The organism is Echinicola pacifica DSM 19836 (genome assembly GCF_000373245.1).
Classification (GTDB): Bacteria; Bacteroidota; Bacteroidia; order Cytophagales; family Cyclobacteriaceae; genus Echinicola; species Echinicola pacifica.
The window spans coordinates 596,314-620,968 of sequence record NZ_KB890739.1; the positions used below are offsets into that span (position 1 = coordinate 596,314).

Annotated in this window: 20 protein-coding genes; 9 read left to right on the top strand and 11 right to left on the bottom strand. The window is 45.0% G+C overall.

Features of this window, described 5'->3' with window-relative positions:
• Positions 1–110 precede the first annotated feature (110 nt).
• From B050_RS0107025 to B050_RS0107040, 4 genes are all read right to left on the bottom strand, one after another.
• The gene (locus B050_RS0107025; protein ID WP_018473195.1) at positions 111–1,244 is read right to left on the bottom strand and encodes a glycosyltransferase family protein; all 1,134 of its coding nucleotides are present in this window, start codon (positions 1,242–1,244) and stop codon (positions 111–113) included.
• Positions 1,245–1,247: 3 nt separating this feature from the next.
• Complete coding sequence (locus B050_RS0107030) at positions 1,248–2,105, bottom strand: UDP-2,3-diacylglucosamine diphosphatase (RefSeq protein WP_018473196.1); 858 nt, start codon at positions 2,103–2,105, stop codon at positions 1,248–1,250.
• A 181-nt stretch (positions 2,106–2,286) separates the two neighbouring features.
• Complete coding sequence (locus B050_RS0107035; protein WP_018473197.1) at positions 2,287–3,630, bottom strand: sensor histidine kinase; 1,344 nt, start codon at positions 3,628–3,630, stop codon at positions 2,287–2,289.
• The gene (locus B050_RS0107040) at positions 3,620–5,002 is read right to left on the bottom strand and encodes a sigma-54-dependent transcriptional regulator (RefSeq protein ID WP_018473198.1); all 1,383 of its coding nucleotides are present in this window, start codon (positions 5,000–5,002) and stop codon (positions 3,620–3,622) included. The genes B050_RS0107035 and B050_RS0107040 overlap by 11 nt, the downstream gene beginning before the upstream one ends.
• A 302-nt stretch (positions 5,003–5,304) precedes the next feature.
• Between B050_RS0107040 and B050_RS0107045 the strand changes: the two genes are divergently transcribed.
• A complete protein-coding gene (locus tag B050_RS0107045; RefSeq protein WP_018473199.1) occupies positions 5,305–5,733 on the top strand; it encodes an FKBP-type peptidyl-prolyl cis-trans isomerase in 429 nt (142 codons plus the stop codon).
• A 206-nt stretch (positions 5,734–5,939) separates the two neighbouring features.
• On the opposite strand, the gene B050_RS0107050 is transcribed toward B050_RS0107045, so the two are convergent.
• The 5 genes from B050_RS0107050 to rsfS form a co-directional block, all read right to left on the bottom strand.
• Positions 5,940–6,368: a hypothetical protein gene (locus B050_RS0107050; protein ID WP_018473200.1), complete on the bottom strand. Its 429-nt coding sequence runs from the start codon at positions 6,366–6,368 to the stop codon at positions 5,940–5,942.
• A gap of 210 nt (positions 6,369–6,578) precedes the next feature.
• The gene (locus B050_RS22085; protein WP_018473201.1) at positions 6,579–7,421 is read right to left on the bottom strand and encodes a hypothetical protein; all 843 of its coding nucleotides are present in this window, start codon (positions 7,419–7,421) and stop codon (positions 6,579–6,581) included.
• A complete protein-coding gene (locus B050_RS0107060) occupies positions 7,418–8,182 on the bottom strand; it encodes a UDP-2,3-diacylglucosamine diphosphatase (RefSeq protein ID WP_018473202.1) in 765 nt (254 codons plus the stop codon). Before B050_RS0107060 ends, B050_RS22085 begins: the two co-directional genes overlap by 4 nt.
• Positions 8,183–8,613: 431 nt before the next feature.
• On the bottom strand, positions 8,614–10,653 hold the full coding sequence (gene ftsH / locus B050_RS0107070; RefSeq protein WP_018473204.1) for an ATP-dependent zinc metalloprotease FtsH: 2,040 nt from the start codon (positions 10,651–10,653) through the stop codon (positions 8,614–8,616).
• Positions 10,654–10,719: 66 nt separating this feature from the next.
• A complete protein-coding gene (gene rsfS / locus B050_RS0107075) occupies positions 10,720–11,067 on the bottom strand; it encodes a ribosome silencing factor (protein ID WP_018473205.1) in 348 nt (115 codons plus the stop codon).
• An 89-nt stretch (positions 11,068–11,156) separates the two neighbouring features.
• On the opposite strand from rsfS, the gene B050_RS0107080 reads away from it, so the two are divergent.
• From B050_RS0107080 to B050_RS0107090, 3 genes are all read left to right on the top strand, one after another.
• Positions 11,157–11,921 carry a biotin--[acetyl-CoA-carboxylase] ligase gene (locus B050_RS0107080; protein WP_018473206.1) on the top strand — a complete coding sequence of 255 codons (765 nt, stop codon included), beginning with the start codon at positions 11,157–11,159 and terminating at the stop codon, positions 11,919–11,921.
• Between the two features lie 135 nt (positions 11,922–12,056).
• Positions 12,057–13,373 (top strand): adenosylhomocysteinase, encoded by a 1,317-nt coding sequence (ahcY, locus tag B050_RS0107085; protein ID WP_018473207.1) that lies wholly within the window; start codon positions 12,057–12,059, stop codon positions 13,371–13,373.
• A gap of 272 nt (positions 13,374–13,645) precedes the next feature.
• Positions 13,646–14,518 carry an SDR family oxidoreductase gene (locus tag B050_RS0107090; protein ID WP_018473208.1) on the top strand — a complete coding sequence of 291 codons (873 nt, stop codon included), beginning with the start codon at positions 13,646–13,648 and terminating at the stop codon, positions 14,516–14,518.
• Between the two features lie 11 nt (positions 14,519–14,529).
• Here B050_RS0107090 and B050_RS23055 read toward each other — a convergent pair whose 3' ends face one another.
• Positions 14,530–14,718 (bottom strand): CPXCG motif-containing cysteine-rich protein, encoded by a 189-nt coding sequence (locus B050_RS23055; RefSeq protein WP_083923243.1) that lies wholly within the window; start codon positions 14,716–14,718, stop codon positions 14,530–14,532.
• Between the two features lie 223 nt (positions 14,719–14,941).
• On the opposite strand from B050_RS23055, the gene B050_RS0107100 reads away from it, so the two are divergent.
• The 5 genes from B050_RS0107100 to B050_RS22095 all read left to right on the top strand — a co-directional run bounded on the left by B050_RS0107100 (position 14,942) and on the right by B050_RS22095 (position 22,864).
• Positions 14,942–15,331, top strand: a complete 390-nt coding sequence (locus B050_RS0107100; protein ID WP_018473210.1) for an HYC_CC_PP family protein — start codon at positions 14,942–14,944, stop codon at positions 15,329–15,331.
• 104 nt (positions 15,332–15,435) lie between these two features.
• Positions 15,436–19,248, top strand: coding sequence for an efflux RND transporter permease subunit (locus B050_RS0107105; protein ID WP_018473211.1), 3,813 nt, complete (start codon positions 15,436–15,438; stop codon positions 19,246–19,248).
• A gap of 7 nt (positions 19,249–19,255) precedes the next feature.
• Entirely contained in the window at positions 19,256–20,566 is a 1,311-nt protein-coding gene (locus B050_RS0107110) for a TolC family protein (RefSeq protein ID WP_157492598.1), read from the top strand.
• Positions 20,563–22,266 carry an efflux RND transporter periplasmic adaptor subunit gene (locus B050_RS22090; RefSeq protein ID WP_018473213.1) on the top strand — a complete coding sequence of 568 codons (1,704 nt, stop codon included), beginning with the start codon at positions 20,563–20,565 and terminating at the stop codon, positions 22,264–22,266. Before B050_RS0107110 ends, B050_RS22090 begins: the two co-directional genes overlap by 4 nt.
• A gap of 34 nt (positions 22,267–22,300) precedes the next feature.
• A complete protein-coding gene (locus B050_RS22095; RefSeq protein WP_018473214.1) occupies positions 22,301–22,864 on the top strand; it encodes a DUF3347 domain-containing protein in 564 nt (187 codons plus the stop codon).
• Between the two features lie 47 nt (positions 22,865–22,911).
• On the opposite strand, the gene B050_RS0107125 is transcribed toward B050_RS22095, so the two are convergent.
• Positions 22,912–24,207, bottom strand: coding sequence for an acetyl-CoA hydrolase/transferase family protein (locus B050_RS0107125; protein WP_018473215.1), 1,296 nt, complete (start codon positions 24,205–24,207; stop codon positions 22,912–22,914).
• Positions 24,208–24,655 lie beyond the last annotated feature (448 nt).

A 24,655-nucleotide genomic window follows, 5' to 3' on the forward strand; every position in this document is an offset into this window, starting at 1 on the left:
CCAGCAGGATAGTCGGATGCACTTACCTAATTAATTTTCACTTTTGAATCTATATGATCTTCCCAAGCCCTGTCTGGTAAATTGGGGGATATTCTATCTCATCATCCAGGTTAAACCTCAGCGAGGTATTTTGGGCTAGTTATAGCAGTGTTTTCTCCTTTTGAAGGGCTATTGCCGAGGATTTCCCTCAGTTTAGGTCCCAACTGCATCTCCCAATTTACAAAATTCCCGTTTGTGGAATAGTTACTTGATAAATATTTGTCAAATTTTTTTATATCAAAGCAGTTGTGGCTTATTCCAGCCCCTGCGAGCAGGGCGTCAAGCGCATTGCATTCTTGCTCATACTGCCCCTGTACTGGGACCATCATCACGGGTTTGCCATAATACATCGCCTCACATACCGACTCAAATCCTGCACTTGTCAGTAAGCCCCGGCAAGAGGCCATTTTTTCCAGGTATAGGCTGTCGCTAAGATGATGGAAGGTCAGATTTGGAATGGGGGTATAGGGATTGGGCATCTCCCTATTGTCCCAAAATGCCTGCAACTCTATGCTGGGATGCTGTCGGCAGAAGTCAATAAGCTCCTCGGAATAACCCGCATTGACCATATAAGTAAGGATGAAACCCTGCTTGCTAATGCTATACTCTTTGACCTGCCTGCGGAGCAATGGGGGGAGGATCACCAGCCTTGAGTCTTTATCATTGGGAAGAGGCCGAAAAGAAAGTGCCAATAAGCGGCTTGCTCCTAAGCAGGTGATTTTGGTGTTCAGCTGAAAAAGTGCCTNCTGGATCTTGCTTTTTCTGGCAAAAGGGAAGTCAGGATGATAGATCAAATATTGGTGACCTATCGCCCAGTATTCAGCCTTTGGGCGATAGAGGCAGGCATAGATGCCCGCTAGTAAATCATAGAAGTTGATGATCAGGTCCGGTGAGCACTCGGTGATAGTTTGGTGAATGAGCCTTAGGCTGCGCCCAAAAGTAGCCGACCTCGCTAGATTGTGGCCTATCGTTTTCTTGAGATTGATGGTTTTTCCGCCTTTATCAGTGACGAAGTTGGGGCTTTCGAAGGGGATGAGGGGGCAATTGATACCTTCAGAAAAAAAATCAGGAATATTTCTGCGCTTGCTTTTGCCTATCAATACGGCCAGGACCTGGTGGCCCTCGCTCTCCAGCCAGTGGGATAGTGCTAAGGCTTGGGTCATATGCCCCCGACCTTCGCCCTGAACGATAAACACAATGCGCATAATCTAGAATCTAAATGGAGGAAGTTCTATGTCCTCATTTGGTTTTTGGAAAGAAACTGCCGAGTAAGCTTGATGATCCTGAATAGGGATGATTTTGTCGTGATCTGAGTTGGGCTTCGCAAAATCAATTTCATTATAATGGATAAGCTGCCAGTTGCCCTCATGATCCTCTGCGAGGGCACTCATGGTCTCCACCCAGTCCCCGGAATTTAGGTAATGAATGCCATCGATCATCCTTGCCTCGGCCTTATGGATATGGCCACAGATGATGCCGTCACAGCCTTTGGCCTTGGCCATCTTGGCAAGCTCCTCCTCATATTTGTCAATATAACTCACCGCTGACTTTACCTTGCCTTTTACATATTGGGAAAGAGAATAATAGGGTAAGCCTCTTTTTTGTCTATAACTATTGATCTGACGGTTTAGCCATAATAAAAAAGTATAGCCAATATCTCCTAGGTAAGCGATCCATCGGAGGTTGGTGGTGATGCTGTCAAAGACATCCCCATGAAGGATATAGTATTTCTTTCCATGGGACTCGTACATCATATCCTTTTGGATGGAGAGATTGCCGACTTTTAAGGGAAGTACTTGATCCAAAAAATCATCGTGATTGCCTCGCAGGTAATACACTTTGGTATTGTCACTGTCAATCATCTTCAGAATTCTATTAAAAAATCGCGTATGCTTCCTTTTCCAGGAGCCTGACTTTTTCAGCTGCCAGCCATCAATGATGTCCCCGTTTAGAATTAGATTTTCACAGCGGTATTTTTTAAGAAACCGAACCACTTCTTTAGCTTTTGACCCTTTGGTGCCTAAGTGGATGTCTGAGACTACGATGGTTTTGAATTGTGTTTTCAAGAGCTTACCTGTTTTGCTAGCAATATAGGTGCTCGGAATTAATTGGTAATGAATGACTTATTAATAAAATGATATGTTTGGTAGGTCAGCGGTGGGTTTTTGTGAATGAAATGTTACTTAAACATTAAGATCGTCCATTAGACTGTGCAATAAGGCTACTGAATTGGGCAGGATTTGGGTCTTAAGCATTGAAAATCAGCTTGAAAGTACTGCCTTTTCCTACTGTGGATTTCACCTGAATATTGCCCTTATGGCGGCGCATGATCTGCTTTGAGAGGCTTAGGCCGATGCCAGAGCCCTTTCTTTTGGTGGTGAAGAAAGGGATAAAAATCTTCCCTAGCGCTTCCTCTTCGATTCCCTTACCCGTATCGCTGACCTCAATGATGATTTTCCCGGCTTCATCTATAAAGGCATCGAGCTGGATAAGCTTGTCTTCAGCGTCTTCCACTGCGTGAATGGCATTTTGGATGATATTGATCATTACCTGCTCGATAAGGGAGCGATCAGCGAAGAGCAATAATTCCTGAGGGTTGATGTTTTTGTGACATCGTATGCCTGCTTGTTCGATTTGATGTTGGAACAGTACGGAAAGCTGATCGAAGAGCTCCTGTATGCGGACGGCCGAAAACTTAGGAACGGGAATATGGGCCAGGCTTCGGAAGTCACTGACGAAGGTGATAAGGCCCTCGCTTCTCTTTTCGATAGTGGATATGCCCATGAGGTAATCTTCCACATCGCTATATGGGACATCTGTATGCGTGTCCACATGATGCTGAATATCTGTTTTGATAGTAGCGGCCAGGGAGCTGATAGGAGCGATGCTATTCATGATTTCATGGGTAAGCACCCGCACCAGATTTTGCCAGGCTTCCATTTCTTTTTCTTCCAGCTCACTTTGGATATTTTGAAGGGAAACAAGCTTAAATTTCACCCCTCTCATGACCAGCTCGATCACATATACTGACAGCTGCATAATGCCGTCAGGATGGGCGATTTTGATCAATTCACTGCCCCCGGTGCGCAGGGATTGCAGTGCATTATGGAGTTCTTTATTGACCTGCTCTATTTCGCGGATATTAATGAGTTGGTCGATGCTGAGCATCCTTTTGGCAGCGGTGTTCAGAATCTGAATGCTGCCATCTTCCTCAAAGGTGATCAGGCCTATGCTGAGGTGCTGAAATACAGATCGGAAATATTGGTAATTGGCTTCTTTTTCTGCTTGATCCTCTTTAAGTTTTGAGAGGATGGCATTGAACTCGATATGTAAATCGTCGGTTTCTGTACCATCAAATTTCACCGGATATACCGTAGCATAGTTGTTTTGCTTGATATTGTCCAGAAACTGTCGCACTTTTTTGAAGCTGCCCTCGGCATAATTGACCAGGAAGATCAATTGGGCCAGGACCATGATGATAAATAAGGAGGTGATGAAGACCCCCGAATTGTTGAGTATAGCATATGAAAGGATAAACAGGGATAGTGTTAGCAGCACTATTCTGCCCATCAGGCCGACTTTATAATCCATATTTCTCTAATCTTCTGTACAGCGAAGCCCGGGTGAGGCCGAGTTCTTTTGCTGCTTTGGAGATATTACCTCCGTTTTTGTCAATTGCTTTTTGGATGACATTCTTCTCCACCTCATCCAGGTTTAGGCTTACCGACTGCGGCGTTTTTTCAGCAATAGGCTTAGAGCTTAGGAAGAAGAAATCCCGAGTGTCCAGCTCATTGCCCTCAGCCATGATGATAGCTCTCTCGATAGCATGCTGAAGCTCCCGGATATTGCCAGGCCAGGCATAGGACTGCAATAGCTGCAGCGCTCCAGGCTTGAAACCATGAAATTCCTTGCGGTATTTTTTAGCATACACTTTCAGGAAGTGCTCTGCGAGTAGGGTGATATCATCGTGCCTCTCCCGGAGTGGAGGAAGGAAGATCTCCACCGTATTGATCCGATAGAGTAAATCCTGGCGGAAGGTGTTTTCCATCACCATCTCATGCACGCTCATATTGGTGGCGCAGATCAGGCGGATATCCACCGAGATGGACTTATTGGTGCCTATTCTAGTTACTTCTCTTTTTTGTAGGGCAGTGAGCAATTTAGATTGTAGGGGCATGCTCAGGTTTCCTATTTCATCTAGGAATAATGAGCCCTTATCGGCCACCTCAAAGCGGCCAGCACGATCTTCTTTGGCATCGGTGAAGGCGCCCCTTTTATGGCCAAACAGCTCACTTTCAAATAGACTTTCGGTGATCGCTCCCATATCCACGCCCACGAAGATCTCTTCTTTCCGCAGGGACCTATCATGAATGGCCCTTGCGATAAGCTCCTTACCGGTGCCATTTTCGCCGAGGATAAGGATATTGGCGTCGGTCTTAGCCACCTTATCAATGATGCTAAAGATATTCTTCATAGAAGCACTATTTCCGATAATGTCCGAAAATGGCTTCTTCATATCCGCCTGCAGCTGCTTAGATTTTTGGGATATATTGGCGACTTCCTTATAGCTTTCTTTTAGCTTGCTGGCAGAGCTGAGCGTGGCTAGCAGCTTTTCATTTTGCCATGGTTTCAAAATGAAATCCGTCGCGCCTTCCTTAAGTGCCTGAACCGCCATCTCCACATCACCAAAGGCCGTAATCAATATCACCACTGCCTTGGGGTCGATTTCCTTTATCTGCTTTAACCAATGGAAGCCCTCCTTGCCAGAGGTGGTGTCCTCCGTGAAGTTCATGTCCAGCAAGATGACATCATAACTGTTGTTGTTTACCAAAAATGGAATACGGCGTGGGTCCTTTTCTATCGTAACCTCTTTGGCGTACTTCTTAAGCAGCATTTTGGCAGCAAACAATAAATCTTCATTATCATCTATTATTAGTATTTTGCCTAGACTGGTATCTTCCATGGATTAGTAAAGTTTATTAATGTACTTTGGTAAAGCTTTTTATAAAAAAAGGTGTAGAATCAATCACGACTCACCTTAATCAAACGGGTGGCTAACCTGTTGAGCGTACCGTAATGCCTAAATAGTGCCAAGTATATTTCTGCTCAAGATAAGGGTTTTAAGCTGATTTTTAAGCATAAGGTGTGCGTATTTGAACAAAAATTGGACGCTTGCGAACGGTTTTCAAATGTATGCTTGGATTCTTTTTTTCCCTTTCCAAAAATTATTACCTTTAACTTTATTCACAAAAAAGAAATAATTAAATGTCTGTAGCAACTAAAGGAAGTACCGTAAAAGTACATTACACAGGTAAGTTAAAAGACGGAACAGTATTCGATTCTTCAGAAAACAGAGAACCACTGGAATTTACAGTAGGTGATGGTAATATGATCAAAGGCTTTGATTCTGCTGTTGATGGCATGGAGCCAGGTCAGGACAAAAGTGTAACCATTCCTTCCGCCGAAGCTTATGGCGAAAAAAGAGAGGATATGATGATCAGTGTTCCTAAGGAGCAAGTTCCTGCCGATATCAAACCTGAAGTAGGAATGGACCTATCCATCCAAAACCAACAAGGTCAGCCTGTACCTGTAAAAGTGGTTCATGTAGATGAGGAAAAAATCACATTGGATGCCAACCATCCTCTTGCTGGTGAAGATTTGATATTCGATATCAAATTGGTAGAAGTTAACTAAGAAGGAGATCTTCTTTAAGAGTAAAAAGCCCATTCGAAAGAATGGGCTTTTTTTATAATTCATGACTTGAATAATCTATCCTTGCTTCTTGGCTTTTGCTCAATATTTAGACGCTGGGATAAGGGTACCATTATAGGTTAAGTAAAATGCTGAAAGCACAGTAGGTAAGCGCCAAATAAGATGGAGGCGCTCTGCATTAAATGAACTTAATTTTTGTCCTCCTGAGGAGTCGGCTGATTTTTTTGGATGCTTGCTGTATCCTGTTTCTTGACGCCAGGAGGGTTGGCATAGATGCTCTTGGTTTTATTGTACTTGGCATTGCCCACTTCCACCACGAATAGTTGGCTTTTCACCTCCGAAAAATCATAATCCTTCTGCTTCCCATCCTCTGGAGAAATGGTGTCTTCCATGATTAAATTACCGATGATGTCGAAAATCTTGATGGAAGTTTTTTCCGGAATATTCTTCTCCAGAATAATTTTGAACTTCTTTGAGCCCGTAGATTTTAGGTTAAAATCCACATCCGGCTGGTTTAGATTTTTGGGAAATAGTAAGCCACTGTCCGATTTCTTGAAAAATCCCTGAGCATAGAATTCCCCCGCAAGACCAGTAGAAACTAGTAGTGCGCATATCATAAAAAAGGTGTGGAATGTCTTACTTGGTAAATGTTTTATCATCGGGACGCAAAATTGCAAAAATCAATCCAAATTTCGAATCAAAAAGAACTTTTTATTAGAAATATTCTAATTTATCTTTTTATCCTGCTGAAAATAATTCATCTCCAAGACAATTGAAAGCCTTCTTTTGCTTCAGCTCGTTAAAAGAAGTTAAAAGCCCCGGGGCCATCAGGGTAGGGAGGGCTTTAGCTGGCTGATTTCCTCTCGGGATAAGCGCCAAATACTTCCAGCAGTGTAATAATACATATGGTCCTGGTTTGCCGCCAATTTGAAGTTCCTGGAAAAGGAGTAGGCGTTGGATCGGGCGGTGACATAATCGGTAAATATCAATTGATCAGTCTCCAGGCTAAGGAGGTTTCTATCCATAAACGTAAGCGTATCGGCATGTACTTCGGTGAGATGCTGAACCAAATTCCCTTGATTATCGAGGATATAAACCCCTTGTTCTCCCATATTTATGAATAGCAGATTTTTGTGCTCGCGCAAGGAAAGTACTTCTGAAGACCTCTCTTCCACGATTAGGTTTAAAGGGATTTCCTGCACGGTGATTTGCTGCTGATAATCCCAGAGTAGAAGGGTATAAGAAGATTGGTCAAATAGCCAAATGCGATTATTATTGCCCAAAGAAGCGGCGGAGATATATCCAAATTGACTGTTCTCAAACCTGGAAGAAAATAAGGGAGCCAGGAATCGATCCAGAATTTCTATCCGCTGTAAGGTCTTAGAAAAAGTAAAAATGGTGGAGGTGCGGCCCGTTTCCAGATGGCTGAGACGCCCTTGTATTGCCGGAGAATAATTATTGATCGAGTCTCCGGAGGAGTCATATTGTATGATGTTTCCCTGCAGGTCTGTCACGAATATATGGCCAGCATTATCTGTCCCTAGCCTGTCGATAGGACGGTCGCTTAGGATCAAAGCTTCCACACTTCCCAATTCCATTGGGCTGGTCTGGCCCATGGTGCTATGCGCAATAAGAACGGTCAATAGCAGGAAAATGACGGGGATCCTCATTTTGCAAATGATTTCAGCATGAATTTATCGTGCTCATATACTCCATAGGTGTATTGACTCACCCATTCTCCCAAATTGATATAGGAGGATTTTTCCCCTACAGGAAGCTCCAGAGGAAGGTGCCTATGTCCAAAAATATAATAGTCAAAGTGAGTCCTTTTTTCCACCTCTTTGGTATATGCCCATAGCCATTCATCTTCACCTTTGAAGGAACCTTCATCCTTCTCCAGATTGCTGATACGGCTGCTTCCTGACCACTTCTGTGCGATCCATATCCCAATATCAGGGTGTAACCATCGGAATAGCTCCTGACAGAGTTTATTGGTGAATAGCTTTTTCAGAAGCTTGTATTTATTGTCACCAGGACCTAGCCCATCACCGTGGCCCACCAGTAGTTTGCTGCGGTTGATATGGATCTCTATGGGGTGATGGTGCACAGGGATTCCGAGCTCCACGGTGAAGTAATCCTTCATCCATAAATCATGGTTGCCGGTAAAGAAGATTATTGGTATACCCTTTTGTCTCATTTGAGCGATTTTACTGATAAAAGGAATAAATCCCTTGGGGATAACCGTATTGTATTCAAACCAAAAATCAAAAATATCACCGACCAGAAAAATGGCTGCGGCATCATCTTCTATGCTTTCCAGCCAGCGGATGATCTTATATTCCCGCTCCTTGCTCGTTCTATAATCGGGTGCTCCCAAATGAAAATCAGAGGCGAAATATACTTTTTGGTCTGAGGCGAGGTTAATTTGCATAAGGGAGAATACTGTTGGGGCAAGTGTGAAAGCGTGGGTTCCTGGCTAAGTTTGCCGCTTAGAAGGAAGATTAAACTTAATAAGTAATCAAAATTAACAATCTTTTCTGATACTAATATAGAATATCAGGATCCAGTCTTCTTTTTTCTTCCTGCATTAATTTTATCTCTGATAATTATGCAGAAGAAACATGGATCCAGAATTATTCATTGAGAATTATAATGAGAACTGAAGCTGCATGAACATCAGTCTGTTTGGAGGTGGAAGCATAGCGCTGCCAGGATGGACTCCAAAACAGAGGTACAGTGTCTGATTTTGGAGAGGGTTCGGGCCGTAATAGCTTGGCTAATGCAGAATGTTGGTTTAATGGAAGGGCATAAAAAAAGGCCTCATGAATTGAGGCCTTTAAATAATAGATATTGCGAAGCTAATTAGTCATTACTTTCGCTGATACTTTTCTCCACATCAGACTTATCGTCATCGTCAGAGTTTTTTTCTTCTTCTTTGATTTCCTTCACTTCTTTCTTGGTGAAGGCCTCATAGGTAGTTTCCTTATCAAAAGGACGCTTACCGATAAGTTTTTCAAGGTCAGACTGGAAGATAATCTCTTTTTCCAATAGCTCTTGAGCTAAGGTTTCCAGCTCTGGCTTTTTGTTATTAAGCAACTCAAGCGTTCTCACATAGGTTTCAGCGATCAACTTGCGGACCTCATCATCGATAGTTTCGGCAGTGGCCTCAGAATAAGGCTTATCAAATTTGTATTCGCTGCTTTTGCTATCATAGAAGGATACATTCCCGATCTTATCGTTCATACCATAGATAGAGACGATAGAGTAGGCCATTTTGGTTACCCTCTCCAGATCACTAAGTGCGCCAGTGGAGATCTTACCAAAGATGATCTCTTCGGCTGCCCTACCGCCTAGAGTCATGCACATCTCATCGATGAGCTGTTCTGTTTGGTAGAGGAATTGCTCCTTAGGCAAGTACTGAGCATAACCCAGGGCTGCAATACCACGAGGGACGATACTTACTTTTACCAATGGATCAGCGTGTTCCAGGAACCAGCCTGCCACGGCGTGACCAGCCTCATGGTAAGCCACGATTTTCTTTTCTTCAGGAGAGATAATTTTATTTTTCTTCTCCAAACCACCAATGACTCTATCTACAGCATCCTGGAAGTCCTGCATATCCACTGCTGCTTTATTTCTACGGGCTGCGATTAATGCGGCTTCGTTACAAACGTTGGCAATTTCGGCACCTGCAAATCCAGGAGTCTGGGCGGCAAGTTTTTTAGGGTCAATATCAGAGCCTGTTTTGATAGGGGCAAGGTGAACTTTGAAGATCGCCTCACGACCTACGATATCTGGCTTATCAATACTAATCTGACGGTCAAAACGTCCCGGTCTAAGGAGGGCGGAATCAAGCACGTCAGGACGGTTGGTCGCCGCAAGGACAATCACACCGGTATCAGTACCAAAACCATCCATCTCCACCAAAAGGGAGTTTAGGGTATTTTCTCTTTCGTCGTTAGATCCTGGCATTTGGCCTTTTCCTCGGGATCTACCGATCGCATCGATCTCATCAATAAAGATGATACAAGGCGCTTTTTCTTTAGCCTGCTTAAATAAATCTCGTACCCTTGCGGCACCCACACCCACGAACATCTCCACAAAATCAGAACCTGATAGGGTGAAGAATGGAACGCCAGCCTCACCAGCTACGGCTTTGGCAAGTAAGGTCTTACCAGTACCTGGAGGGCCTACTAAGAGGGCTCCTTTAGGAATCTTACCTCCTAATTTGGTGAATTTGGAAGGGTTTTTCAGGAATTCAACGATTTCCTGTACTTCTTCTTTCGCCTCATCCAGACCTGCAACATTGCCGAAGGTGATTTTTACCTTATTCTCAGCATCGAATAGCTGGGCTTTGGATTTTCCTACATTGAAGATCTGTCCTCCTGGTCCGCTAGGACCTGCCATACGGCGCATCATGATCCAGAATAAGAAGAAGACTAATATGAGGAAGCCAAAACTTCCAAACCAGTTGCCCCAGCTCTCTTCAGCGCGTGAGGTATAGCCGATTTGCTCGGCCTCCGGCATTTTTTTCTCTAAGACCTCAAAATCTTCAATAAACTTATCCACTGAGGCTACCGTCACTTTGAAATGAGGGCCCGCAGGATTGAAGAATGGATTTTGGGATTCTAGATCGTCTTTATATCGCTGATTATTTAAGGCTTCCTCTTTTAAGGTGACTTCAACATAATTTTGATTATAAATGACGGCTACTTTTTTGACATCGTTGCTAAGCACCATGTCCTCAAAACGCTTCATTGTCACATCGATCATGGCACTACGCTGGTTAAACCAGGTGATGCCTATCAGGACAATTACAGCCGTTACAATCAGCCAAAGCTGGAAGTTTGGCTTTTGAGGAGGCTTAGGGATGAACTTTTTATTTTTGCTTTTTTCACTCATCGTTTGATTATTAATTCAATAGCTTTAAGGTACAACGAAATAAAAAAAATGAAAGTTTACGTAATGTTAATTTGTACTGGTGATTTTTGCATCTCCCCACAGATCTTCTAATCCGTAAAACTGACGTTTATCTTTCAAAAAGACATGGGCAACCACATCAATATAGTCAACTAACACCCAATCACAGGTGTTTTTCCCTTCACTTCTCCACGGTTTTTCTTTGTTTGATTTGAATACGTGTTCTTCGATCGAATCAGAGATGGCTTCCACCTGGGTGTCAGAGGAGCCCGAACAAACCACAAAAAAATCAGAAACAGAGTTGTTAATTTCCCTCAAATCCATCACCACTATATCGGAAGCCTTTTTATCTTCCATGCCTTTTACGATTATTTTACTCAGCTCTTCTGCTGTCATACTTTTTGTTTGTATTTTTACTTTTTCATTTGGGTCTTACAATAAAAGTTTAAATATCTTTATTGTGAAACAAAATAACTAATTATTCTATGCATAAAATCCTTGCCAATACGCTTTTTCTTGGTAAAGATATCAATTACATGACAGACTGTCATTCCACCAATGACATAGCCGCTGCTATGCTGAAAGAAAAGTCTGCCATAGAAGGGACCATTGTCATCACTGACCGACAGCTCAAGGGAAAAGGCCAGCGTGGAAATACATGGTATAGCGAGCCGGGTCAAAATCTCACCTTTAGCCTTGTTCTCAAGCCTACTTTTATTACCGCTAGGAGACATTTTGACCTTAATATCATCGTTGCCCTCGCTCTTAAAGATACTTTGACTGATATAAACCACCAAATTCAAGTGAAATGGCCCAATGATATTGTCCATCCTGCTGAGGGAAAATTAGGGGGGATATTGATCGAAAATACCATTGCTGGTGCTAATATTGAATCATCCATCATCGGAATCGGCCTCAATCTGAACCAAACTGACTTCCCCTTTCCGGGTGCCAGCTCCCTAGCCCTTCTGGCAGGAAAGACCTTTGACCAATGGGAGCTATTAGAGACCTTCATCCGCTATCTGGAAGGAAACTATATGGAGCTAAAGAAAATTGGCAATATTTCCCTTAAACAGCGATATCAGCAAGGGCTATATAGAAAGGATATCTGGTGTAAATATGAAGATGAACAGGGTGCTTTTGAGGGGATCATCCAAGGTGTGGATGAAGATGGACGATTGATCATCGAGAAAAAGGACCTTTCAATAAACTTTTATAATATCAAAGAAGTTAAGTTTATTCAGGATTAAAGACCCAAAGCATGAAATTTTCTCATTGCCCTGGCGTTTTGGCTAAAAATACCTTCTATAGGGATATTTCATAAAGTCTTTTGGATTAAGTAAATTTGTATTTCGAAAAATAATCAGACTAAACATATAAAATAAATGTCAGAAATTAAATCAAAGTACGTCAAGTACAAAGTAAAGGATATTTCCCTGGCTGCTTGGGGACGAAAAGAAATCAGACTTGCTGAAGCTGAGATGCCAGGATTGATGGCATTGAGAACAGAATTTGGTGAATCAAAACCATTGCAAGGCGCGCGTATTGCAGGATGTCTGCATATGACCATTCAGACTGCGGTCCTTATTGAAACCTTGGTCGAATTGGGCGCTGAGGTGACCTGGTCTTCTTGTAATATCTTCTCTACTCAGGATCACGCTGCTGCGGCCATCGCGGCTGCCGGCATCTCTGTATATGCCTGGAAGGGTCTTTCTGAGGAAGATTTTGACTGGTGCATCGAGCAGACTTTGTTCTTCGGTGAAGACCGTCAGCCTTTGAATATGATTCTGGATGATGGAGGTGACCTTACCAATATGGTGCTGGACCGTTACCCGGAATTGGTGGATGCCATTAAGGGCGTTTCTGAAGAAACCACCACTGGCGTGCATAGACTATATGAGCGTATGAAGAATGGCTCTCTGCCGATTCCTGCGATCAACGTCAATGATTCGGTTACCAAGTCTAAGTTTGATAATAAATATGGCTGTAAAGAATCCTTGGTAGATGCGATCAGACGTGCCACCGATGTGATGCTTGCCGGTAAAGTGGCTGTGGTCGCTGGGTATGGTGATGTGGGCAAGGGCTCTGCTGCGTCTCTCAGTGGTGCCGGTGCTCGTGTGATAGTTACCGAAATCGATCCTATCTGTGCCCTGCAAGCTTCTATGGATGGCTTTGAGGTGAAGAAAATGATAGATGCTGCTGCTGAAGCAGATATCGTGGTGACCGCCACTGGTAATAAAGATATTATCACAGGGGATCACTTCCAGGTGATGAAGGATAAGGCTATCGTATGTAATATTGGCCATTTTGACAATGAGATCGACGTAGCTTGGCTAAATGAAAACTTTGGACATACCAAAGACGAAATTAAGCCTCAGGTCGATATCTATAATGTCAATGGAAATGACATTATCCTTTTGGCAGAAGGCCGACTTGTGAACTTAGGTTGCGCCACTGGCCACCCTTCTTTTGTGATGTCAAACTCCTTTACCAACCAGACACTAGCTCAGTTGGAGCTTTGGAATAATACCGACCAATATGAAAATAAGGTATATGTATTGCCAAAGCATCTTGATGAGAAAGTGGCAGCTTTGCACTTGAGCAAATTGAGCGTTGAGCTGGATGAGCTTTCAGAAGATCAGGCAAAATATATAGGTGTAGAGGTTGCCGGGCCGTTCAAGCCGGATTATTACAGATATTAATCTGTGATTATCACCTAAACTTATTAAGGAGGCTGCTGAAAAGTAGCCTCTTTTTGTTTGCCGGATTTCTCCCATGCCGCTAGCCTGTAGTTTTCTCTAAATGATTCCTTTTAGAATTTATAGGGATAGCTCAGCATTAGAATCGGCAATTGGCAGACATCTCATTGGCAGCGGTTATATAGCGGGATGTTTTTAAATATTTTGGGGACTTTTTGGCTGGCTAATTCTTTAAACATTGGCTATATTCACCGAGCAACCAGAATAATATAACCATGACCTATACGGAAGGAATGCTTAAGGAAGATGCCTTGTCAGGCAAAACAATCCTAATTACAGGTGGAGGAACAGGGCTGGGAAGAGCGATGGGGAAGTATTTTCTTGAACTCGGTGCCCAACTTATCATTACCAGCAGAAAAATGGAGGTGCTGGAAAAAACCGCCCATGAACTGATGGAGGAGACCGGCGGTAAGGTACTACCGCTCGCCTGCGATGTCCGAAATATAGAGGAAGTGGAGGGGATGTTTGCCAAGGCGATTGCCGAATTTGGGGCCGTCCATGCTGTGCTTAATAATGCAGCAGGCAATTTTATCAGCCCCACCGAACGGCTTTCTGCCAATGCTTTTCAGACCATTATAGACATCGTATTAGTAGGGACCTCTAATATCACCTTGACCGCAGGCAAGCATTGGATCGAGCAAAAACAAGCTGGGGTATTTCTAAACATCGTCACCACGTATGCATGGACAGGTTCGGCTTATGTGGTGCCTAGCGCCACTGCCAAGGCCGGTGTGCTGGCACTTACCCGTTCCCTCGCCGTGGAGTGGGCCAAATACGGGATTCGTAGCAATGCCATTGCCCCCGGGCCATTTCCTACAGAAGGCGCATGGAGCAGGCTGCTGCCGGGGGATTTGGCTAAGAAATTTGACCCTGCCAGACAAGTGCCACTCAGACGGGTCGGGCAGCATCAGGAATTAGCCAACCTTGCCGCTTACCTCATGTCAGATTATTCCTCCTATGTGAATGGAGAAGTGATCACTATCGATGGGGGAGAATGGCTCCAAGGAGCAGGGGAGTTTAACCATCTGGAGCAAATCCCTCAGGAAATCTGGGATCAGATGTACGCCTATAGGAAGAAAAAGGAATGAGATAAATAATCCTATTGCTCTATGGAGCCTGCATCAAAACTCTCCAATTCCCCCTGATCCACAGAATAGCGTACCTCAATAGGCCTGCAGCATACCTCGCAGTCTTCAATATATTCCTGACCCGAAACGCTCAGGTCTAATATCATACTTATCGGTGATAGACAGTAGGGACAGGTAAAAGGATGTTCGATCGTTAACATATTATATTATATTATAGTGTCGTTTGGTAAATCAAGGTATTCATTTATTTGTGCAATATTGCTGCCAGGTAGGAGATAGTGCAATCAAGGATTGTGGATTAACTGCGCTTCATTCATCAGGGATTATAGCTCGTCTTTACCAGTTCTTCTGAAGGGGTTATAAAAAATCCCTGTAATTTTATAAATCGAAACCGAGATAAAGAATTATCTTTGTCCATAAGTTATGAAACGAAAGCTGATCCATATACTGCTGCTTACACTCTATCTCTGCTTCAACGCGGGCCTGAGTTATTCTATGCATTACTGTGGGGAGCAGTTTCAGAAGATCAACGTTTTTTCCAGCCAAGAGAGCTGCTGTGATGGAGAAGAAAGCATGGATGACTGCTGCAATGACGTCAGCAATCATGAGTTGAATGAGTCCAATCAGAATACCTCCAAGCTATTATCTCTACAGTTTATTCCTAAATTATTACCTTTATTTCAAGTGGCATTTTCTGACTTCTACCAGCTTTTTGCGATAGCAGAGGAGGAGGGTCATTTTTATACTTTTGAAGAGCAATCCGGTCCTCCGGCGGTACCTATATACCTGCGGAATCAACTTTTATTGATTTAGCCTGAGATTTTGATTAAGGAGAATATCTGCCCCTAAAATGCTGCGATGCGGATTAATTTGGGTGTAGTTCATTGTTTCTATTTCAAAATTTTATAAAGGTTAATATGCTTAATGCAATAATCAGATTCTTTCTTGAGAATAAGCTGGTGACCATTCTATTAGTAGTTTTACTGATCGGATGGGGCTTAGTGGTGGTTCCTTTTCAGTGGAATCTCGACTTTATGCCTCGTGATCCAGTGCCTGTGGATGCCATTCCCGATATAGGGGAGAACCAGCAGATCGTGTTCACCCAGTGGGAAGGCCAGTCCCCGCAGGATATAGAAGATCAGGTCACTTATCCGCTTACGACCAGTCTATTAGGTCTGCCGGGCGTGAAGTCCATTCGGTCGAGCTCCATGTTTGGAACCTCCAGCATTTATGTCATTTTTGAGGATGATATAGAGTATTATTGGAGTCGGTCGAGGATATTGGAGAAATTAAATGCCCTGCCCTCAGGGCTCCTGCCGGAGGAAGTGCAGCCCAAGCTGGGGCCAGATGCCACCGCCCTTGGGCAGGTATATTGGTACACTCTGGAAGGCAGAGACCAAAACGGCAAGCCCGTGGGTGGATGGGATATCCAGGAGTTGAGGTCCATACAGGATTTTTATGTACGCTATGGCTTGTCCTCGGTGGAGGGCGTGTCTGAGGTAGCCACCGTTGGAGGCATGGAGAAGGAGTACCAGGTGGACCTCGACCCCAATGCGATGAAAGCCTTTGGGGTGAGTCTGGGAGAAGTGAGAGAGGCCCTCAGGCAAACCAACCAAGAAATCGGAGTGAGTACCCTAGAAATCAATCAGGTGGAATATTATGTCCGCGGGATTGGCTATATCGAAAAAATAAAAGACTTGGAAGAGACGGTGGTGAAATCCGTGGATTTCGTGCCTGTACGCATCCGTGATATTGCCAAAGTACAGATGGGGCCGGCAGATCGTGCCATGAAAGGACTGCTGGACAAGGGCGGTGCTGAGGCTGTAGGCGGAGTGGTGGTGGCCAGATATGGGGACAATCCCATGAAGGTGATCCAAGCGGTCAAGGAAAAAATCAAAGCTATTGAAGCGGGGCTTCCCGAGAAAAGGCTGGAAGATGGAAGGCTTTCCAAAGTGACCATCGTGCCTTTCTATGATCGGTCCGGCTTGATCATGGAGACTCTGGGTACCTTAAATTCCGCCATAATCTTGCAGATTCTCATGACTATAATCGTGGTGATGGTCATGGTATATAATCTTCGTGCTTCTATATTGATCTCCTCGATTTTGCCACTGGCAGTTTTGACCTGCTTTATTTTCATGAAATACCTCGATGTAGATGCCAATATTGTGGCCTTGTCTGGTATAGCGATCGCCATTGGGACCATGGTGGATCTGGGGATTATCCTCAACGAAAACATCCTCAGGCATCAGGAAGAAGCTCCCCATGACCAGCCATTGATCAAGACCGTTTATAATGCCACCATAGAAGTTTCTACTGCGATTATTACGGCAGTAGCCACCACCATCGTGAGTTTTCTTCCGGTGTTTACCCTCCAAGCGGCGGAAGGGAAGCTATTTGGTCCATTAGCATTTACCAAAACTTTTGCCCTGGTTTCCGCCTTATTATTTACGCTGTTGGTGATGCCAGCATTTGCCCATTGGGTATTTGGGATGAGGAGTCCGGGGAACAGGTGGAAGAAACCCGCCAATATAGCCTTGCTGGTATTGGGACTTATCGCCTTATTTGTGGCGCCCCTTGCGGGAATGGTAATGATGGCCTTAGCGGCAAATAACCTTGCCCTACTCTATAAGCCTACCGATTATAGAGGCTACCATGCTCCGGTTTTGGTAGGTATTATTGTCCTGCCCATCGCCTGGCTATTGGCCGAAAGCTGGCTGCCTTTAGGAGCTTCTTATTCGGAGTTTATCAATTTCCTCTTTGTAGGGTTTATCGTCGGCTTGGTGCTCGGTGGGTTTAATCTTTTCATTCGATATTATGAGCAGCTATTGACCTGGTGTCTGGATCATAAGAAAAGCTTCCTGCTGATACCTTTCGTCCTTATCTACCTAAGCCTTATGATATGGCTGGGCTTCGGAAGGATCTTTGGCTGGGCCGCCACAGGCTTTGATGCTTTAGGGTGGAATATCCGCACGAGCAGTATTTATAGTACCATGGTGCATGCCTTTCCCGGTATAGGGGAGGAATTTATGCCAGCATTGGATGAGGGGGCTTTCCTGCTGATGCCCACCTCCATGCCGCATTCGGGTGTGGAAGCCAATCAGCGGATCTTGCAGCAGCTGGATTTACTAGTTAGCAGCATTCCGGAGGTCTCCTCCGTGGTGGGCAAGGCGGGACGGGCGGATACCGCCTTGGATCCTGCTCCCATGTCCATGTTTGAAAATATCATTCAATATAAATCAGAATATAAGTCAAATCAGAATGGTCAAAAGATAAGGTTTGCAGTGGATGAGGAGGGGAATTTCCTTAAAGATGATCAGGGAGCCCTAGTGGAGGACAAAGATGGGAAATATTTCCGCCAATGGAGGGATCATATTCATTCCCCAGATGATATATGGCAAGAAATCGTGCAGGTGTCCAGCCTTCCAGGGGTGACCTCTGCCCCTAAACTACAACCTATAGAAACTCGTCTGCTTATGCTGCAAACGGGCATGCGCGCTCCCATTGGCCTCAAGGTATATGGACCAGACCTGAAGACGATCGAATCCTTTAGTTTCGAGATGGAAAAAGTCCTGAAACAGGTACCCGGCGTGAAGCCCGAATCGGTCTTTGCAGATCGCTCTCTGGGCAAGCCTTATATGGAGATTACGCCTGATAGATCGGCACTGGCTAGGTATGGATTGCAGATCGCTGATGTCCATCAGGTCCTGCAGACGGCGATGGCCGGTCAGGCGCTCAGTACCACCGTGGAGGGCAGGGAGAGATATACCATCAGAGCGAGATATGCCCGGGATTATAGAAACCAACCGCAGTCCTTGGAGAATATCTTCCTGACCACCACCGATGGAGGACAGATTCCCTTATCAGAGGTGGCGAGTGTTTCGTATTCTCCCGGACCCATGATGATCAAAAGTGAGGATTCCTTCTTAGTGGGCTATGTATTGCTAGACAAAAGAGCGGATATCGCTGAAGTGACCGTGGTGGAAAATGCAAAGAACCTGATCCAAGAGAAAATTGATCAAGGAGAATTGCAGGTGCCCGCAGGGGTGAGTTTTAAGTTTTCCGGATCCTACGAAAATCAAGTAAGAGCAGAAAAGCGCCTCGCTATAGTGATCCCACTTTCATTAGTGGTCATATTCCTAATCCTTTATTTTCAGTTTAGGTCGGTACCTATTGTATTCTTCATCTTTACCGCCATCTCCATGGCCTTTAGTGGAGGATTTATCATGTTGTGGTTATATGGGCAATCCTGGTTTATGGATTTCGACTTATTTGGAATCTCATGGCGGGAAGTATTTCAGATACGATCATATAACCTCAGCGTGGCGGTATGGGTAGGATTTATAGCGCTATTTGGCATTGCCACAGATGATGGCGTGGTGATGGCGACCTACCTGAAGCAGAGTTTCAGTAGCCGTCGTACCAAAACCGCAATGGAGGTCCGTCGGGCAGTGACCGAGGCCGGTTTGCGTAGGGTGCGACCATGTCTGATGACCTCAGCGACCACCTTGCTGGCCTTGCTGCCAGTGCTGACCTCCACAGGCAGAGGTTCAGATATTATGATACCCATGGCTATTCCCTCCTTCGGAGGAATGCTGGTGGCACTGATCTCCTTATTTATCGTGCCGGTACTCTATAGCTGGTGGGAGGAGCGTCAGCTGCGCAAAGGGAAAGCAGTAAGTAATCCTTCGCAAGGAGAAGATGGTTTGGACGATATCACCGTAAAATGATACTAAGATGAGATTTATCATAAACAATAAACTAAAAATGCTTGCCGTGCTGATGATGGGATTTACGCTCCTCTTCAGCAGGCCGCTGGATGCCCAGACTCTGGAGGATTACCTCTGGGAAGCGGCGGAAAATAATCCGGGGCTTCGGGCGGACTATACCCTATATCAGGCAAAAATGGAGGAGGTCGATCGCCGAGGCACTTTGCCAAATCCTGAGCTGAGTACTGGCTTTTACTTGATGGATATGCGAAGCCTCATGGGAAACCAAAAGGGCAATTTAAGTGTGATGCAGCAGTTTCCTTGGTTTGGCACCCTGAAGCTTCAAAAGGATATGGCCAGTAAGGAAGCCATAAGTTCATTTTATAGATTTCAGACTAGCAAGGAGGATTTGTTTTTTGAGGTGAAGACCACCTATTACCAAATCTATCTAATCCATCACCACCTCACTGAAGTCAAAAGAAGCTTGGAACTGCTCAGTCAGATGGAGCAGCTTGCGCTGGAGCGGTTCAAAGGTGCCGCCCCAGGGGTGTCAGGGAAGCTTACGGATGTGCTGCAAGTGCAGTCTGCCCGGAAGGCTAAAGAAACCAAGGTGGCACAGCTTGAGGATGAGTTGCAGCTGGCGCAGTTGACCTTTAACCTGCTGCTAAACCGAGCGGAGGACTCTCCAGTCACCATGGATCATAGCTTTATTAACAGCAGTATCTCTTACGAAAAGGAAGCCGTGCTGGACTCTGTCTTGGTGTCCAATCCCGGCCTTAAAGAACTTCAGGCCGATGGGGAAGCCTATAAGCTCCAAGGCGAGCTCGCCGCAAAGCAAGGCTTGCCGAATTTTGGCTTAGGCTTAAATTATATGATCAATTCAGCCCGTGCTCCTCAGGGTGCGATTGGCGAACCTGGAGGCTATGTGCCGGGCGGAATGGGACATAATATGGTCATGCCAATGGTGAGCATTTCGATACCTATTTATCGCAAAAGTATCAAAGCCGCAAAGAATCAAAGTGACCTGTATCGCCAATCATCGATGTCTAAGCAAGAAAACCTGAAGCTTGGATTGAAAACAGAGGTGGAGGAGGCTTTTCTGGAATGGCGTACCGCTAATAGAAATGAGGAATTGTACCGTACTCAAGTGGAACTGTTGGAGAAAACCCGTGAACTGATGTTCGCGGCATATAGTGCCGGCGAGGAGGATTTTGAAAATTTACTTACTGTCCATGATCAGCTAATTGAATTTGTCATGAAAATGGCCGAAGAAAATGTGCGTGGCTTAAATGCCCTCGCTAAAATAGAAAAGATGATGGCCTTAAACCTGGAGCAATGAAAAAGCAAAATATAAAAGTGATTGTATATATAGCCAGTGCTTTTTTGCTTGGCGCAATACTGAGCAGGGCAATGATAAGCTCCTCCACTCCGGAAGATGAGATCAGTCATCAGCATGAGGAAGGATCGGAATATACCTGTTCCATGCACCCACAGATCAGGCAGGAAACCCCTGGCAGCTGCCCCATATGTGGGATGGCACTGATTCCCGTGGGTGGCCAAAACCAAGGTACTAGCTCAAATGGCCCTCTAAATATTTCCCTGACTGCCGAAGCAGCAGCCCTAGCCAATATCAGTACCCTTGAGGTGGGCACGGAGACAGGAGCGGTATCCAAAAGCCTGACTGGTAAAATCGAAGCCGATGAAAGAGCCGTAAGGACCGCTACCGCCAACTTTGAAGGGCGGGTGGAAGAGTTGTTTGTGGCCTTCACAGGGCAGACCGTAAGCAAGGGGCAGCGCTTGGCGACCCTATATGTGCCTGCGCTTATATCTGCCAAAAAAGAACTAGAGGAGGCCAAAAAGATGCAAAGCTCCAATCCGGAAATCTATCAAGCCGCCAGGCAGAAGCTGAAAAACTGGCAGCTTAGTGAGAAGCAAATAGACAGACTGGAGCAGGAGGGATATCAGGCCACCTTTGAGGTTTATGCCAATAGTAATGGCGTGGTCACTGAAAAGAAAGTGGCTCCCGGCGATTATGTTTCCAAAGGGCAGGTGCTCTACGAGATCACCGACCTGACCAAGGTTTGGGCCGTCTTAGATGTCTTTGAAAATGACGCACAGGCTTTTCAGGAAGGTGATAAAATTGAATTTACAATCCCTTCCTTACCTCAGGAAACATTTGAAGCCACAGTGTCATTTGTAGGGCCGGTCTTGACGGGGAACTCCAGAAGCATAAGAGTCCGTGCCGAGCTGCCCAATAAGGACAAGCTGTTGAAGCCGGGGATGTTTGTCAATGCCACTATTGCCCGGAAGCAGCGTGAAAAAGTGGAGCAATATTTGTCCGTTCCTTCTTCTGCCATACTATGGACAGGAAAGCGATCCGTCGTTTACCTAGCGGTAGGCACAGCGGAGGATCCTGTCTTTGAGCTGAGGGAGGTAGTATTAGGTTCCACTTCCGGCGACCAGCAGGAGGTGCTTAAAGGGCTGAAAGATGGCGATAGAATTGTCTCCAACGGGCTATTTGCAGTGGATGCTGCTGCTCAGTTGGCTGGAAAATACAGCATGATGAAGCCTCCTTCCAGTGAACTGGTAGCACTTCCGCAGGAGCAGAAACTGGCCTTTGATGGCCTGTTAGAAGATTATTTTACTATCAAAAACAAATTGGCTACCGATCAGTCTGCCAGTAGCGAGGCCAAGGTCATGGGGGCACACCTCGCAGCATTTGCAAAAGATGGAATGAATGAGAAAGCTAAAAAAATCTGGGTGGAGCAGGCTGCAGCCATTCAGCAGGCTGTGGAGAATATCTCCGCCAGCTCCGAATTGGCTAAGCAACGAGATGACTTTTATAACTTGTCCACTTCTATGATCGAATTATTAAAGACCTATGGTACCTCCAAGGAGGTTTACCAGGATTATTGCCCGATGGCGGATGAGGATGAAGGAGCTTTCTGGCTGAGTGAGTTTAAAGAAATCAAAAATCCCTATTTTGGAGAGTCCATGCTCCGCTGTGGGGAAATCAAAAAATCATGGTTAATTGACTGAAAATCGATAAATTAAATTTCTAAATTATAATAGCATGAAAAATAACCAATTTATTTCAGGAGCATCTGTATTCATTTTAGCCATGGTCATGATGGCCTGTGGCGGGAATACCACCAATGACAATGGCCACGACAATCACGAAAACCATGAAATGCATGAGGAGACAGCCAGTCCGTCTGAGGACGAGATGTCACATGCAGAGGTTAAGTTTTCGGATGAAACAGTGAGTGCTGTTTTTGCTGATTATGTGGCCCTAAAGACCGCCCTGGTGCAAGGAGATGCTGATGCCGCCAAATCCTACGGCCAGAAGATAGAAGGCCATGCAGCTGCGGGCTTTGAAGGACAGGAAGCCGCAAAAGCGATTGGCTCCTCTTCGGATATCGCCTCTCAGCGTACCGCTTTTGTGGACCTTACCACTGCGGTGGAGAAGCTTATTGATACTCAGGTCACTGAGGGAGTGGTCTATAAGCAATATTGCCCAATGGCATTTGACGGAAAAGGCGGATACTGGCTCTCAGACCAGAAAATGATCAGAAACCCATATTATGGGGATAAAATGCTGAAATGTGGTCGTGTAGAAAAAGAAATAGGAGTATAATGAAGATATGCCCCCAGATAGTTTAATACTTCCTGGGGGCATTTTTTTTAGCTTACGGGATGATTTATAGCGCCAAATCGATTGATGATTTCTTGCTCTAGTTCCTCCCGATGTTCTGGGGCAGCGATATTCATTAATTCAATGGCTCGTTGACGAAGATTTTTACCGTAAAGATAGGCCACTCCATATTCTGTCACCACATAATGCATATGCGCCCGCGTGGTGACCACCCCAGCACCTTGCTTGAGGAAGGGAACCAGTTTTGATTGTCCTTTACGGGTGGTGGCAGACAGAGCCATGATAGGCTTTCCTCCTTCGGATAATGCCGCCCCTCTCATGAAATCCATTTGACCACCTACCCCAGAATAGTGATAAGTACCAATGGAATCGGCACATACCTGCCCGGTGAGATCCATTTCCAGACAGGAATTTATTGAGATTACCTTTGGATTTCTTCGGATCACCGCGGTGTCATTGACATAGGCCGTTTCATGGAAGCCCATTTCTGGATTATCATGAATACGATCATATAGAGCTCTGTTACCCACAGCAAAGGAACTGACGATTTTCCCTGGATGCTTGGCCTTAAATCTATTCGTCACAGCACCGCTGTCCAATAAGCCCAATACACCATTGGAGAACATTTCGGTATGTATGCCGAGATCCTTATGCTGGTGCAGGGCATCGAGCACAGCATCTGGAATAGCGCCAATCCCCATCTGAAGGGTACTGCCATCCTCTATCAAGCTGGCAATATGATCCCCAATCTTACGTTCATTCGGCCCAATTTTGGTAGAATAATCCACCTCTGGCAGGGGATCATTTGCTTCCACCACATGTGCAAATTTGCTAATATGGATCATCCCATCCCCATGGGTGCGGGGCATATGGGGATTGATCTGGGCGATCACCAGCCGAGCAGTTTCCACCGCTGGCTTAGCCACATCTACCGAAACACCCAAAGTGCAAAACCCATGGCTATCGGGCGGGGAGACATTGACGATGGCCACATCCAAGGGCAATATGCCACGGCGAAAGAGAATTCCTATTTCACTCAGAAAAATGGGTACATAGCCTCCCTGACTGGAGTTGACCGCCTCGCGGACATTAGCAGATACAAATAAGCTATTGATATAAAAACTTTTGGCGTAATCCGGTGAGGCTAGGGGCATATCTCCCAGGGTCGTTATTGATACGATTTCCACATTGGATAGCTCTTCATGCCGGTCAGCCAGCGCTTGAAGTAAGGTGGATGGGGTGGCGGCACTGCCATGCACAAAAACTCTGGTATTGCTCTTGATGACTTTTACCGCCTCGGAGGCAGTACTATATTTGGTCTCCATATTAATGATAGGGATTAGGTAAAAATGTATTTAAATATACCTTATCTGTTACTTATTTGAAATGATTATGTGCTAAACATGATTTTAATCATATCCAATGAAATAAAAGCTAGGGTTTATATTGGCCCAGGATGATTTAGATAAGGTTATCCATTTTGAGCTTATGCCTATCGAGGTACTCAGCTGGCGGATGGCTTTGTGCTAGATTTATAGGAATGCTTTTGCACCGTGGTGCTAAATAAAAATATCCATTTATTCCTGCCAAAAGTCAAAGACCTTAGTGGTCTGGACACTGCCTTTTCCGCCCTAAATTTCCTATATTCGCCTCATCCCAAAAAAGAATAATGTGAGGCATATCTCCTTAGAACGGAGTGATTTTAGACCATTATTATCTGTGCTTGGAAGATTAAGAGATAGTGTATTGGGTAAGAGCGCATTCTTTATGGAC

What these genes read in the sequence shown, in the direction of transcription:
- B050_RS0107090 (WP_018473208.1), top strand. Translation starts at nt 13,646, where the DNA reads ATGACCTATACGGAAGGAATGCTTAAGGAAGATGCCTTGTCAGGCAAA.
- ftsH (WP_018473204.1), bottom strand. Translation starts at nt 10,653, where the DNA reads ATGAGTGAAAAAAGCAAAAATAAAAAGTTCATCCCTAAGCCTCCTCAA.
- B050_RS0107105 (WP_018473211.1), top strand. Translation starts at nt 15,436, where the DNA reads ATGCTTAATGCAATAATCAGATTCTTTCTTGAGAATAAGCTGGTGACC.
- B050_RS0107080 (WP_018473206.1), top strand. Translation starts at nt 11,157, where the DNA reads ATGCATAAAATCCTTGCCAATACGCTTTTTCTTGGTAAAGATATCAAT.
- B050_RS22090 (WP_018473213.1), top strand. Translation starts at nt 20,563, where the DNA reads ATGAAAAAGCAAAATATAAAAGTGATTGTATATATAGCCAGTGCTTTT.
- B050_RS0107050 (WP_018473200.1), bottom strand. Translation starts at nt 6,368, where the DNA reads ATGATATGCGCACTACTAGTTTCTACTGGTCTTGCGGGGGAATTCTAT.
- B050_RS0107100 (WP_018473210.1), top strand. Translation starts at nt 14,942, where the DNA reads ATGAAACGAAAGCTGATCCATATACTGCTGCTTACACTCTATCTCTGC.
- rsfS (WP_018473205.1), bottom strand. Translation starts at nt 11,067, where the DNA reads ATGACAGCAGAAGAGCTGAGTAAAATAATCGTAAAAGGCATGGAAGAT.
- B050_RS0107045 (WP_018473199.1), top strand. Translation starts at nt 5,305, where the DNA reads ATGTCTGTAGCAACTAAAGGAAGTACCGTAAAAGTACATTACACAGGT.
- B050_RS23055 (WP_083923243.1), bottom strand. Translation starts at nt 14,718, where the DNA reads ATGTTAACGATCGAACATCCTTTTACCTGTCCCTACTGTCTATCACCG.
- B050_RS0107110 (WP_157492598.1), top strand. Translation starts at nt 19,256, where the DNA reads ATGAGATTTATCATAAACAATAAACTAAAAATGCTTGCCGTGCTGATG.
- B050_RS22095 (WP_018473214.1), top strand. Translation starts at nt 22,301, where the DNA reads ATGAAAAATAACCAATTTATTTCAGGAGCATCTGTATTCATTTTAGCC.
- B050_RS0107060 (WP_018473202.1), bottom strand. Translation starts at nt 8,182, where the DNA reads ATGCAAATTAACCTCGCCTCAGACCAAAAAGTATATTTCGCCTCTGAT.
- ahcY (WP_018473207.1), top strand. Translation starts at nt 12,057, where the DNA reads ATGTCAGAAATTAAATCAAAGTACGTCAAGTACAAAGTAAAGGATATT.
- B050_RS0107040 (WP_018473198.1), bottom strand. Translation starts at nt 5,002, where the DNA reads ATGGAAGATACCAGTCTAGGCAAAATACTAATAATAGATGATAATGAA.
- B050_RS22085 (WP_018473201.1), bottom strand. Translation starts at nt 7,421, where the DNA reads ATGAGGATCCCCGTCATTTTCCTGCTATTGACCGTTCTTATTGCGCAT.
- B050_RS0107125 (WP_018473215.1), bottom strand. Translation starts at nt 24,207, where the DNA reads ATGGAGACCAAATATAGTACTGCCTCCGAGGCGGTAAAAGTCATCAAG.
- B050_RS0107035 (WP_018473197.1), bottom strand. Translation starts at nt 3,630, where the DNA reads ATGGATTATAAAGTCGGCCTGATGGGCAGAATAGTGCTGCTAACACTA.